Source organism: Trichococcus flocculiformis, from assembly GCF_963662535.1.
Lineage (GTDB): Bacteria > Bacillota > Bacilli > Lactobacillales > Aerococcaceae > Trichococcus > Trichococcus flocculiformis.
This window is the reverse complement of record NZ_OY759718.1, coordinates 585532-598691: the sequence shown is the minus strand read 5'-3', so window position 1 is coordinate 598691 and position 13160 is coordinate 585532. Positions and strand designations below refer to the sequence as shown.

The window sequence follows — 13160 nt, the reverse complement described above, 5'->3', positions numbered from 1 at the left end:
GCCGCGAAATGCGGAATTAGCCCGCCAAAAGCGTTTTGACGGGCTAATTCACTTCGTCACCTACATTCTTATATCGTTTTTCCACTTACTTCCCGCAGCATTTCTTGTATTTCTTGCCGCTCCCGCAAGGACAAGGGTCATTGCGGCCGATTTTTGGTTCATTGACGATTGGCGTCACCTTCGGTTGGTGCACGAAATTCAGATTGTTGTTGGTCAGCTGCTCAAAATAGTTCTCTTCGGCAGAATCTTCTTCATTTTCAAAATACGCCCAGTTCCTCATTTCACCGATCGTATCATCGATTTTTTGTAAGTTTCTATCTCTCTCGGCTCTGTACAGTACCATCGACTGGCCTTCCACCATGGCCTGATCTACGGATCCCATACCAATCAGGAAAGAATCCACCTTATCATTCTTATAGGCTTCCTTTATTTCATCATACACCTCGCCCGGGTAGATATCCGTACAGAGATTTATCAGCAACGTGAGAATGGTTGGATTATCGATCGTGGGAAGCAGTTCTTTGTAATAAGCCATAAGCTCCTGCCGTTCGAGCTCCCCGTTCAATGTCAAAATAGCCAAGGCGGTTAGCGCTTCAACTTTGATATACTTATCGACTTCCTCGTCCTCAACCAGTTGCTTTATGGATGTCACATCATTTCCGCAAATGGATGCCATTATCCTTCCGGCATAATCTGTCATCGCGTCTCCAAACAACTTGTCCGTCAGCCCATTCGGCAGACTGAACAGTTCCAGCACAATAGGATAAGCTTCCTTGACTCTGAACTGAGCCAACAGAAGAACCGCATAAATATGCCCTAAATAATCAAAGTTGTTGCTGAATTGTTCCGCATTATCCCTCACCTCTTCAAGGAAAGCCATCAATAAAGGAATCGCTTCTTCTTTTCTGGCAATAATTTCCGCCAACTCTTCCTCAGGGAAAATCCTGTCGGGATCACATTTGATGCGATCAATTAGTTCAGCCATCGTCTTTTCGGAATGGCCAAAAGTACCTGTCGTGCATTTTGGATCATTGCCGTTTAATTGATTATCCACTGCTTCCAACACGGTTTCTTTCAATTTTCTGCTCACCATCACTAACACCTCACCAATGATATAGGTTTTTTGGAACTGCTCTTTTATGCAGCTTCATCTTATCATACCGTTACTACTTTGAGCACCCTTTAGTAAAAGCGGTGATCAAAAATGATAAACAATGTAAGCAAAAAAGCGCAGTTGTCTGCAAAACGAAGAGGCAATTTTTTTGGTTGGGCCCGTTAATTGCGAAGAATCGGACATCCAGGCCCAAAAAAACAGGAGCCTCTCAAATCGTGGCGGCTCTATATCACGAACCATCTGTTTTTCTTTTTATTTTGCCCGACCAAATATCCACCTTTCAGAATAAAGTTTTCTTTATAAGCCGATTGACTTAAACGAAAAAGAAATCGTTCCATAATGAAGTTACGCTGCAGTAATTGTGCAGGGATACCCGTTTTGGTTTGTATGTTTTTGATTTTTTGTTTCATTTGAGTTGGGGTTATCACAACAATACCTCCACGTAAGTTTTTATTTTGTCCAAAACGTTATATTTTTCAGCCAGGTTAAGTAATTTTGGGATATTTTTATCGGGTCTTCGCATATATTTTATGATTGCTTGTAAAAGTGTATCTTTATCCGCTTCATACCGTGTACTAAACATATCGCACAAGGTCCGTTCCATTGAATAGATCACAATATCGTTCCCATTGCTGCTTTTCACTGTCATTTGGTCCTCCTGCCAAACTGACCGTTCCTTCCATACCAACGAAATGGGTTGCTCTTTAATTTTTTTCGAATGATAACCGCGCGGGAAGGTCATCGTGTAGATAAAAGGCGTTGTGTCGGACAATCCATGCAAGTAAAGAGCCGTTTCATGGGAATATACGCCTTTCGCAAACCGTTTTTGATAAATATACATCTCATCCTCGTAATAAAGTGGTGACAAATAGATTCCCCCGCTGATTTTTTCGAATCCCTCTTTTTTCAGATAATTTAACGATGCTTGATTCGGATAGCCTTCCTCTTTCAACGTGGCCAAGAACACAACGCCGTGATTTTTTTCTACCTCGCGCGCTACGAGTTCCATTAATTTATTTTGATTTTCCGACACGGTAATCACCACCTATTTTGATTTATATACAACAAACTATATATCAATGTAGTATGAAAGTCAAAAAGCAGGGACTGCCCAATATCAGCGGCTTTTTCTTTCGCATTGGGTGGCTCTGTTTATCGTACTCGCCGGCTGGGAAGGAAACGAACCCCCGCTCCGCAGCGACTACATCTTCATTGATGAATAAAGAGAAAAAGCTGTCTCATGAGGCAGCTTTTTTTGGTTGGGCTCGATTTTTGTGGGGGTTGTTGTCCGATAACTCCACAGTATCGGACAGCCAAGCCAGATATCCGAAAACAGGAGCCGCCCCACACGGGAACGGCTCCTGTTTTTACTGATGCATACTATTCAACAATGCCATAGTAAACTTTTGACGTTACTTGATAAATGAGCCAATAAATCACACTAAATCCGGTTATTACGCCGATAAAGCACCAGAAGACTAATGCTGTATTGACCACACTGAACAAGAGCAATAGTTTTTGAATAATCGGAAAGGCAAAGGCTACATGAATCACAGCAATGATGAGCGGCAAGAGAAACATCCATACAATTTGCAGCCGGGTCGTTTTACGAATCATTTGCTTATCCAAGCCAACTTTTTGCATGATTTGAAATTTGTCTCGGTCATCATAGCCTTCTGAAACTTGTTTGAAATATGTAATCAGCGCTGCTCCAAAAGTAAACAATAACCCAAGAAAAATCCCCAAGAACAAGAAGCCGCCATTCATACTGTACCATTCTTCACGTAGAAGTTCCCTTGACTGAAAATATGAGTTTCCACTGTCACTAACGACAGCAGCCGTTTTTTCAGAATAGTCCTTCTTCTGCGCTTGCGTTCCATTCGTGTTCCAAGAAATAACTGCATCTGCAACAATCGGAAGGTCAATCTCTCTTAATCTAAAATCAGTTTCCATAATGGATTCTAAGGTCTCTCTAGAATCCACTATCATAATCATATTAGGACTCTGTGATTTATCCATTTTCAAGGGGTTATCGATTTTTGATTTGACTTGATACGTTGTATTTCCGATTATCACTGTGGAAAAACCAAATGTATTTTTTGAATCAAACAGTAATACTTCATCAGAACTTAACGGGACGGTTTCGCCAACTATCCGTTCATAATCTTCTCTGATAAGCAGCTGAATAGTATCCGGTATCTCTTTAGCAAAATCAGCCGCACCAATCATAATTTTGTTATCTTCAATGATACTGAACAGATTATAGTACACATACATTTCTGTCCCCGTAACGTTTAATCCGTTCGTTTCTGTTTCCTTTTCGATGGCTTCAAGTTGTTCTTCCAAATCGACGGTTTCATAGTAGGTTCGTTGATTCTCATAAGGTAAACGAACCGTCAAAGTATCTTCGGTCCCAATAAAAATAGCTGCTGTCGTTGATACCGCAACAATGACCATGGTTGCTAAAATAGTGATATTGGCTAACCCTACTGCATTTTGTTTCATCCGATAAAGCATCCCGGAGATTGAAATAAATGGACTCGGGCGATAATAGAACGGCTTATTTTTCTTCAGTTTTTTCAGGATGAAAATAGAGCCGGAAATGAATAAGAAATACGTACCCGCAATAACCAACAGTACTGCAAGGAAAAAATAAATCATGGCATCAAGCGGGTTATCAATGGTCAGCGACATCCAGTATCCTGATCCAATCAATAACAATGAAAGAATAAACAGTATAAGCGAACTTTTCGGCTCCCGTTCTCCTGTCTGCTTGCCTTTAATCAGTTGGATAGGATTAGAAAACGTAACTTGAGTGATATTGTAACCCAACGTTGTTAAAAAGATGAGGGCAAACAGTCCGATCGTAACCAGCATTGCCTGTATCGTAAAAGGAAAAGACATTTCTATCCCGAACTTTAAAGCATAGTTCAAAACAAGAAAAGCAAGTTCTCCCAATAGATGCCCCACTACCACACCTACAACAATACTAAAACAGCTTGTTACCATTGATTCAATCGTCAATATTTTGGAAACGTGGCTCTTCTTCATTCCCAATATGGCATATAGACCAATTTCTTTTTTTCGACGTTTGATCAGGAAACTGTTGGTATACAAAATAAATATAAAGGAAAACACCCCAACGACTATAGCCCCTAAAGCGAAAAGCAAAGACAACGTATCTGATCTGGTTTGAATAAATTTATTTCCCCTTAACGCGACCATCATGTAAAACATCGCTACCGTTGCAATTGAAGCAAAAATATAAGGAAAATAAATTTGCTTATTGGATTTAAGGTTACGCAGGGCTAGCTTTGAAAAAAAAAATTTATTCATGTTGCTCACCTCTGTTTGCCAAGACAACCAACGCTTGCGAGATTTTGTCCATAAACTGATCCGGTGTCTGTTCGCCACGGTAAATTTCATGATACACTTCGCCATCTTGAATAAACAATACCCGGTTCGAGTAAGCTGCAGCCCTTGTACTGTGGGTGACCATGATAATCGTCTGCCCCGCATCATTTATTGCTTCGAAAGTCTCCAATAGACTTTGGCTGGATTTCGAATCCAATGCTCCAGTGGGCTCATCTGCAAGCAATAATTTTGGATTTGTGATCAACGCTCGGGCTACCGCTGCGCGCTGTTTTTGTCCCCCAGAAACTTCATACGGATAATGATTGATCAGCCCATCAATTTTCAACTTTTGAATGATGGGCATCAAACGATTCTCCATTTCAGTTATTGGCGTATTGGATAAGACAAGCGGCAATAATATATTGTCTTTTATCGAAAAATTATCCAATAAGTTGAAATCTTGGAAAACAAACCCTAGGTAATCTCTACGGAAGTTAGAAATCTCACTATCTTTGATCTGTGTCAGGTCTTTTCCTTCCAGCATTACTTCACCCGCAGTAGCTGTATCAAGTGTTGCCAAAATATTCAACAAGCTTGTTTTTCCTGAACCCGATTCTCCCATAATCGAGACAAATTCTCCTTTTTCAACTGAAAAATTTATGTCTTTTAAGGCTTGGACTTCCTGTGTTGAAAATATTCCCGTATAGGTCTTTTTTAAATGCGTCACTTCTAATAATGTCATATTTGTTGTCTCCTGTTCATTTCTTTGTCCCTATCACTAGTTTAATGAAAATGAACATCGGCTGCCTTTATCTTTTCTTACAAAGGGTTGCTTAACCTTACAGTTTTGTAAGATTACCCATCAATGGTCCCTCCGTAACGGTTCTCTGGCTAAATCAATCGTGACTTTGGTGCCTTTCCCTAAAGTTGATTCGATTATGAGGTTATGGCCCAGACGTTTTGTAATTTCCTGACTAAGAAATAATCCTAGCCCGGTTGATTTTTCATGTATCCTCCCATTAAAACCTGAATACCCACGTTCAAATATGCGCGGTAAATCTTCAGATCGGATGCCAATACCAGTATCTTCAATAATGAGCTGCTGCTCTTGTGTGGGGCTCATGTAAATCTTGATGGTGCCACCTTCGGGCGTATATTTCAAACTATTGGAAAGAATTTGTTCAACCAGAACACGCAGCCATTTCTCATCTGACAAGATAATTGCTGCTGTCTCTTGATAGTCTAATTGGATATGATTGTAAATAAACAAAATAGAAAATTTTTTTACCGTCTCTTTGATTACGCGATCGAGCGAAACATCTGCAAAATCCAAATCTGTACCACTTTGTTCAATTCTCACATAATTCAATGCCATATGTGTATAATTTTCAATCCGTAGCAGCTCTTGTTCCATTTGGTTCCGATAATTCATTTGACTATCTCGTTGCATCAATAAGCTGATGGCTGAAATGGGTGTTTTGATCTGATGCAGCCACAAGGTAAAATAATCCATCTGAGAATTGCTTCTCTGCACATTATTTCTTTCGATTTGTTGGATCTCTTTGATTAAGTCTACGATTTTAAGACGAAGAAAAGCTTCACTTGGGTCTTGGCTAGCAGCTAATTGTTTCAGCGCATGGATTGGATCTTTATCCAGGCGTTCCAGTAATCGAAACCGCTTGTAATACCTCGAAAATTGAAATGCGAAAAAACAACTGCCTAAAAACAAAGAAAGCTCGATAGCGAATAGCAAAAAATAGAGTGGCAATCGTCCCAATATATAGACGAGACTGAACACCATGACGTTAAGCATATATAGGATCATCAAAGAGCGTTCGGCTTTAATAAAAGCTATCAAAATGTCTGCCCATTTCTTATTTTGTTTCATCATGCTCGTCCTTCTGAAGTCCATATCCAAATCCTTTTTTCGTGACAATAAAGGAAGTTACATTTATTTCTGCAAGTTTTTTGCGTAAGCGATTGATGTTGACAGCTAATGTATTGTCATCAATAAAGGAATCATTTTCCCATAGTTTCATCATGATGGCCTCTCGGGAAACAAAGGCCCCTTTTTGCAGAAAGAGTACTTCCAAAATCTTTATTTCATTTTTGGTTAATTCTACTTCCTGATCCTGGTATTGAACCTTTAATTCACTTGTCTTCAGATGTACCTGCCGATGACTCAAATAAATGTCATTGCCGGTAAAGTCATAGGTTCTCCGCAACAATGCCTGTATTTTTGCTAAAGCAACAGTTAAATCAAAGGGCTTACTGATAAAATCATCTGCTCCCATTTGTATCGCCATTACAATATCCATTCGTTCGCTCTGTGAAGAAACAAAAATAATGGGTACTTGAGAGATTTTACGAATTTCCGTACACCAATAATACCCGTTAAAGTACGGAAGTTTGATGTCTATTAAGACCAATTGAGGTGCTTCTTGCGTAAATGTGTTCATGACGTCATTAAAATCGGTGACATAAAAGGCACTGTATTGCCACTTCAGCAACTCTTCCTGCAAACTTGAGGCAATGACTAAATCATCTTCAATAATCATAATTTTCATCAACCTATTCACCTACTTATCTTTCATTCGTTGCTTCTACTATACAGGATTAATTGCCATCAGCCTATTGGACCTTGGACTTAGTAACCATTTTGACTGTTCAATTATTTCACAAGATAAGCATCCCACTAACAAAATATGGCTGTATAATTTTTAGTGTGGATGAGTACAGAGAAAAAGCTGTCTCGTTGACGAGGCAGCTTTGGTTGGGCGTTATTCTTTTTGGGGGGTGTCCGATAATTGCGAAGAATCGGACATTTAGGTAGCTTATTGTGACACGGATGTCCGATAACTTCATAGAATCGGACATCCAGGATGACTATACCGGCATGCTTGTCCGATAACTCTATAGAATCGGACATCTACGCAGACTACGCTGTCCTGCTTGTCCGATAATCGCAAAATATCGGACAACCTGAAGCAGGAGAGCGATTCGCAGGCACTGTTTTATTTATAAGCCGGCAGATAATCGCCATGGGCAGCGATCAATTCATCCACCATTGCTTTTATTTCGGAAATGGACAGCTCGGAACTAGCATGCGGGTCCATCAACGCCGCTTGATAGATCTTGTCTTTTTCAAGTGTCATTGCGGCCTCAACCGTCAACTCCTGGACATTGATGTTTGTCCGGTTCAATGCAGCCAATTGCGTAGGGAGTTTGCCTACATAGGTAGGTTGAACGCCATTTTTGTCCACCAAACACGGAACTTCCACACAGCAATCTTCCGGTAAGTTGGTGATCAGGCCTTTGTTCAGGACATTCCCGGCAATCATCGTTGGCGTTCCAGTTGTAATCGCATCCATGATATAAGACGCATATTCGCGACTTCTTGTGTGTTCCAACGAACCGTCATTGACGATCTCGTCTCTTTGCGTTTCCCAGCCTGCGATTTGATCAACGCATCTTCTCAAGTATTCATCGATCGGGATCTGCAATTGATCGATCAATTCCGGATAATTCTTTTTGATGAAGTAAGGATGGTACTCTGCGTTATGCTCGCTGGATTCTGTGATGTAGTAGCCGAAGTGTTTCATCAATTCAAAGCGCACAGAATCCTTATGCGGATTGGCGATTTCTGAAGCCAGTCTGCGGATTTCAGGGTAGAAATCTTTTCCGTTCCGGTTAATTTCCAGCAGCCAAGCCATGTGGTTGATGCCGGCGATTTTCCATTGGAATTCATCCAGATTGTATTGATCTTTAATGCCCAGATGTTCGAATAATTCCGGCACACAGACTTGGACACTGTGGCACAAGCCGACCGTTTTGATCTTCGTCGCTTTCAGCATGCCCATCGTCAAAATGGCCATCGGATTGGTGTAGTTCAATAACCATGCATCCGGACAAACTTCTTCCATTTCTTTGGCGATGTCAAACATCACCGGAAGTGTGCGCAATCCTCTGAAGATCCCGCCGATACCGGTAGTGTCCCCGATTGTCTGCTGCAAGCCGTATTTTTTAGGAATCTCAAAATCAATCACAGTGCTCGGCTTGTAGCCGCCCACCTGGATCGCATTGATGACAAAATTCGCATCTTTCAAAGCTTCTTTTCTGTCGCTGAAAGATTGTATTTTTGCGCGGCTTTGATTCGAGTTTTTGTTGATGGTCTGAAGCATCAGTTCGGATTCTTTCAAGCGGTTTTCATCAATATCGTACAATGCTATTTCTGCATCCTGGAGACTAGACGTCAACATCGCATCCCCTAAAACGTTTTTTGCGAAGATTGTGCTGCCTGCACCGATAAAACAAATTTTGACCATGTTCATGCTCCTTTTCCTTTTGATGTCTTCAGTATAGGCTATTCTCACTGAATAAGAAGGGCATGGTTTTAGCTTCAGGGTACAATTTTTCAGGTCTTATTTTTCGAGCTTATACCGGGTCGGGGAACTTTGGAATCTGTTTTTGAAGGCCCGTGTAAAAGAGTGCCGGTTCTGGTATCCTACCGCGCTTGCTATTTGCTCCACCGACAATTCCGTTGTTTTCAACAACTGGCTAGCTTTGTTCATGCGGTATAGATTCAAATATTTGAGGGCGGTCAAGCCTAACTCCTCCTTGATTACCTGGCTGAAATAGGCTGGGTGGAGGTACATCGATTTCGCAATTTCTTCGATCGTCAGATCCTCGCGATAATAATTATTTCCCACATACAACAAAAAAGCTTCACTGTATTTTTTTGTTCGGCTGATGCGGACCCCCATTTCCATATTTTCATTATGGATTTTGAAGAATGAAAATATGTCATAGAAGAGCGCCTGATTCGCCAGTTTTTTGGCATCATCAAAAAAATCGGCTTCCATGAAATGCGCGAATTTCTCCTGCAGCTCTTTTTGTGCGCCAACTTGACCGATATAGTCTTTGGCTCCGATCCCGTTCGTATGCAGGATTTCTTTCACTTTGGTGCCCGAAAATCCGATCCAATAGTATTCCCATGGATCTTGCACATCCGCTTCGTAATCGACCAGTTCATTCGGACGGATCAGAAAAAAATCACCAGTACCCAAATGATGCGTTGTATCATTCACGGTATACCGCCCTTTTCCACTGATCACAAAATGCACGATGTAGTTGTCCCGTAACGAAGGCCCAAATCGATGCCCACTCTGGCACTTCTCGTATCCCACATTGAAAAAGAAAAAATCCGAGAAATAGTATTCCTTAAAAAATAGATCCTTCAATAGTTTTTCGCTCATAGGGTACCCTCTGTTGTCCGTTTATTTATCGGTATATTTGTATAGCTAGATTTTAGCACAACACCTGTTGATGGTGATAGAAAAGGATCAGATACACCGGTAAAACGGGCCGATATCCGCAACAACGGCTACCAGCTGATCACGAATACAGGATGGCAAGGAAAACAGAGAGTTCCCCACCGAAATAACCTTCCAAAGCGGCTTTGGAAGGTTATTTCTGATCGAATCCGGTCCGAAAAACCCTTCAAAGCGGGTTGGCGTGCTAAATCATTCCGGTCCCTACATTTCTTTGCCATTTTGTACCTTATTTCCCGCAGCACTTCTTGTATTTCTTGCCGCTCCCGCAAGGGCAAGGATCATTGCGGCCGATTTTCGGCTCGTTTACGATTGGTGTACGTTTTATTTGGGAAATGAAGTCCGGATTGTTTTTCATCAGCTGATCGAAAAACAGATCTGTGAAAAAGTCCTCTTCGTCATCATAATCGTCATACTCATCATTATACTCATTTTCGAAGCATCCCCAGTCCCTCAATTCGGCGATCGTATCCTCGATTTTATGTAAGTATTTATTGTCTGAGGCATCCGCTAATACTGCCGCTTTACCTTTTTTCATTGCCCGATCCACGGAACTTGTTCTGACTACTTCAGAATGCGCCGGATTGTTTTTGTAAGCTTCCTTGATTTCGTCATACAATTCTCCAGGGTAGATAGTAACGCAGGTATTTATCAACATCGAGAGCATGGTACTGTTGTCAAGGGTATGAAAGAGCTCTCTGTAGTAATCAATGACCGTTTCCCTTGGGATGTCCCCGCTCATCGCCAAAACAGCAAAGGCATTTACGGCTTGAACTCTGGTGTACTCGTCGACTACTTCATTATTGATCATTCTCTTTATGGATTCCAAATCATCTCCGCAAAGGGAAGCGATTATCCGTCCACCCGCTTCCGTCATCACGTCTCCGAGCAAGTCAAACGCCATGTCATTCGGCAGACTGAAGATATCAAATACGATCGGATAAGCTTCTTCAACTCTGAACTGCGCCAACAAATAAATAGCATAATTATGACCAAAATAGTCAGGGCGGCTGATGTATTTTTCCGGGTTATCCCTTACCTGCCTTAAGATATTCAACAACAAAGGAATCGCTTCTTCTTTTCTGGCAATTATTTCCTTCAATTCCTCTTCAGGAAAAACAGTTCCGCGAATGTATTCGATTCGTTTCACTATTTCATCCATCGTGTTTTTTGAGGTGTAATCAGTGTCCGGATGCTGCTTCCCTTTACCCTTGAGATAATCCAAGCGCCTGCTGAAATCCTCTTCATCGAACGCTTTTCCCGCTACCAAACTCGCAGTCGTCCTGTCTAAAAGAACTTCAGCAATCTGCTCTTTTGCTTCCTGCGGGCTGCATCCCGAAGCAACAAGACGTTCAAAAGTGTCTGTCGTGCATTTTGGATCATTGTCATTCAATTGATTATCCACTACTTCCAACATAGCCTCTTTCAATTCTTCGCTCACCATCACCAACACCTCACCAATGATATAGATTTTTGGAACTGCCCTTTTATGTACATCCAGTTTACCATACCCCTGCTTTCCGGAGCACGCTTGATCAGAAACCGTTACCAAAAAAACGCAGAGCAACGCAAGACAAAAAAGACGGGGCCGTCTCTTTTACAGACAACCCCGCCCCTTTGTGTTTTCTCATGTGCGGTTGCAGAATTCACACAATTTTAAACGACTACTTCTATTTTTAACTTTCCGCCTGCAGATTCCACAATATCATTCAATGTTTGTACACTAATATTTTGAGTACCTTTTTCAACTCGGGCAATGTAAGATTGTTTTTTCCCAGTTAGATTAGCTAATTCAGATTGGGTTAACTGTTTTTCTGCTCTAATTTTCAAAAGAATGTTTGCCGCTTGATAGCTGGCTTCGGTTTCTCTCCATGCTTCAGCAAATTCTGGCGTGTCCATTTGGGTATCAAAGTATTTTTGTAATTTATTTTCCATCTTTTTACTCATTCCTTTCCAGGTAGTCTTTACGATACTCTTTAGATTTAGTGATTTCTCTTGACGGGGTTTTTTGTGTTTTTTTCGTGAAACCATGGGTGATAATATACTTATTATTGTGAAAATGAAAATATAAGCATCTAAATATATTGCTTGAGAATTTCACTCGAAGTTCGTAAATGCCATCGCCTAAGTGATCGATATACCCTGGTGGAGACTGCGCTCCAAAATCTTCCACAATAGTTATTGCGCGTAATACTTTAGCTCTGGATTTTACATCCAAACTATCTAAATACACCAAAAAGGGAGCTTCACCGTTTTCTTTTTCATAGACATCAAAATTGTATTTTTTCATACCCTCATTATAACTTATAAGTGATTAAAAGTAAATATCCCCTCAACTTCAGCACCTTGAAAATGAACTCAGACTCTAGGCAACCCCTGTCCTATTTTCATTTATCCAGATTCATCGGGCAGAAAACCTCGGCCTTACAGAAAATCCCAAAAGGCGCTCCGGCAAGAGCGCCTTTTGGGATTTTTCACTATATATTCCTATCCTTTGACTGATCCGGAAGTCACGCCTTCCACGTAGAAGCGTTGCATGAAGATGAACAGGATCGTGATCGGGATGGCGATCAGCACGCAGCCGGCGGTGAACGCCATGAACAGCGAGTTCGCGGTCGTACGGGTCATCATCGTGAACAGCCCGATCGCGATCGTGTAGTTCGGGATGTTGTCGCCCATGATGATTTTGGCGAAGATGAAGTCCATCCACGGTCCCATGAAAGCCAGCAAGGACGTGTACACGATGATCGGTTTGGACAACGGCAGTGTGATTTTTGTGAAGATCTCCCACTTGTTGGCACCGTCGATCATGGCCGATTCATCCAATGCCATCGGGATCGTATCGAAGAATCCTTTGGCGATGTAGAAGCCCAGCGCCGAGCCGGCGGAATAGACCAGGATTAAAGCAAGCAGGCTTTCCGTCAGGTTCAGGGCTTTCAGGATGTAGTACACGGCGATCATGCTCATGAATCCGGGGAACATGTTCAGGACCAACGCGACTTTCAGGAACGGTTTGCGCATCTTAAAGCGCAGGCGCGACAGTGCGTACGCCATTGCGATTGTGATGAAAGTCGACAGAATGCAACTGATGACGGAAACAAACAACGTGTTCAGGAACCAGCGCACAAACGGATAATTTCCGGTTGTGTTCTGCAAAAGAATCCTGTAGTTATCCAACGTGAATGATTTTGGAATAATGTACGGAACGAACGCGCCGCCTTCTGCCCGGAAGCTGGTCAAAACGATCCACACGATAGGGAATAGCCAAATGACCGACAGAACAGCCAGGACGGCATAGACTGTAGCCAGCGAAAACCGCCGTTGCGCTTTGTATCCTGTTGTTTTCTTTTCTTTTGCCATTT

13 protein-coding genes are annotated in these 13160 nt (G+C 41.7%); all 13 read right to left on the bottom strand.

The annotated features are described in order from the left end of the window. Nucleotides 1-85: 85 nt before the first annotated feature. Nucleotides 86-1093: a DUF1186 domain-containing protein gene (locus ACKPCD_RS03110; protein ID WP_321433968.1), complete on the bottom strand. Its 1008-nt coding sequence runs from the start codon at nucleotides 1091-1093 to the stop codon at nucleotides 86-88. A 245-nt stretch (nucleotides 1094-1338) separates the two neighbouring features. Next, the gene (locus ACKPCD_RS03105) at nucleotides 1339-1542 is read right to left on the bottom strand and encodes a nucleotidyl transferase AbiEii/AbiGii toxin family protein (protein ID WP_068562648.1); all 204 of its coding nucleotides are present in this window, start codon (nucleotides 1540-1542) and stop codon (nucleotides 1339-1341) included. Continuing rightward, nucleotides 1539-2147 (bottom strand): type IV toxin-antitoxin system AbiEi family antitoxin domain-containing protein, encoded by a 609-nt coding sequence (locus ACKPCD_RS03100; protein WP_272162582.1) that lies wholly within the window; start codon nucleotides 2145-2147, stop codon nucleotides 1539-1541. The genes ACKPCD_RS03105 and ACKPCD_RS03100 overlap by 4 nt, the downstream gene beginning before the upstream one ends. A gap of 347 nt (nucleotides 2148-2494) precedes the next feature. After that, nucleotides 2495-4450 carry an FtsX-like permease family protein gene (locus tag ACKPCD_RS03095; protein WP_321433967.1) on the bottom strand — a complete coding sequence of 652 codons (1956 nt, stop codon included), beginning with the start codon at nucleotides 4448-4450 and terminating at the stop codon, nucleotides 2495-2497. Then, nucleotides 4443-5210 (bottom strand): ABC transporter ATP-binding protein, encoded by a 768-nt coding sequence (locus ACKPCD_RS03090; protein ID WP_086629832.1) that lies wholly within the window; start codon nucleotides 5208-5210, stop codon nucleotides 4443-4445. Before ACKPCD_RS03090 ends, ACKPCD_RS03095 begins: the two co-directional genes overlap by 8 nt. Nucleotides 5211-5330: 120 nt before the next feature. Beyond that, on the bottom strand, nucleotides 5331-6359 hold the full coding sequence (locus ACKPCD_RS03085; RefSeq protein WP_321433966.1) for a sensor histidine kinase: 1029 nt from the start codon (nucleotides 6357-6359) through the stop codon (nucleotides 5331-5333). Then, nucleotides 6343-7038, bottom strand: a complete 696-nt coding sequence (locus ACKPCD_RS03080; RefSeq protein ID WP_321433965.1) for a response regulator transcription factor — start codon at nucleotides 7036-7038, stop codon at nucleotides 6343-6345. The genes ACKPCD_RS03085 and ACKPCD_RS03080 overlap by 17 nt, the downstream gene beginning before the upstream one ends. Nucleotides 7039-7482: 444 nt before the next feature. Continuing rightward, nucleotides 7483-8793, bottom strand: coding sequence for an alpha-glucosidase/alpha-galactosidase (melA, locus tag ACKPCD_RS03075; RefSeq protein ID WP_321433964.1), 1311 nt, complete (start codon nucleotides 8791-8793; stop codon nucleotides 7483-7485). A gap of 96 nt (nucleotides 8794-8889) precedes the next feature. Further along, a complete protein-coding gene (locus ACKPCD_RS03070; protein ID WP_321433963.1) occupies nucleotides 8890-9723 on the bottom strand; it encodes an AraC family transcriptional regulator in 834 nt (277 codons plus the stop codon). Nucleotides 9724-10027: 304 nt separating this feature from the next. Beyond that, nucleotides 10028-11242, bottom strand: a complete 1215-nt coding sequence (locus ACKPCD_RS03065) for a DUF1186 domain-containing protein (protein ID WP_321433962.1) — start codon at nucleotides 11240-11242, stop codon at nucleotides 10028-10030. A 212-nt stretch (nucleotides 11243-11454) separates the two neighbouring features. Further along, on the bottom strand, nucleotides 11455-11733 hold the full coding sequence (locus tag ACKPCD_RS03060) for a type II toxin-antitoxin system RelB family anti-toxin (protein WP_245734417.1): 279 nt from the start codon (nucleotides 11731-11733) through the stop codon (nucleotides 11455-11457). Between the two features lie 4 nt (nucleotides 11734-11737). Beyond that, nucleotides 11738-12088, bottom strand: coding sequence for a type II toxin-antitoxin system RelE/ParE family toxin (locus tag ACKPCD_RS03055; RefSeq protein ID WP_068561215.1), 351 nt, complete (start codon nucleotides 12086-12088; stop codon nucleotides 11738-11740). Nucleotides 12089-12285: 197 nt separating this feature from the next. Then, the gene (locus ACKPCD_RS03050) at nucleotides 12286-13158 is read right to left on the bottom strand and encodes a sugar ABC transporter permease (protein WP_321433961.1); all 873 of its coding nucleotides are present in this window, start codon (nucleotides 13156-13158) and stop codon (nucleotides 12286-12288) included. Nucleotides 13159-13160 lie beyond the last annotated feature (2 nt).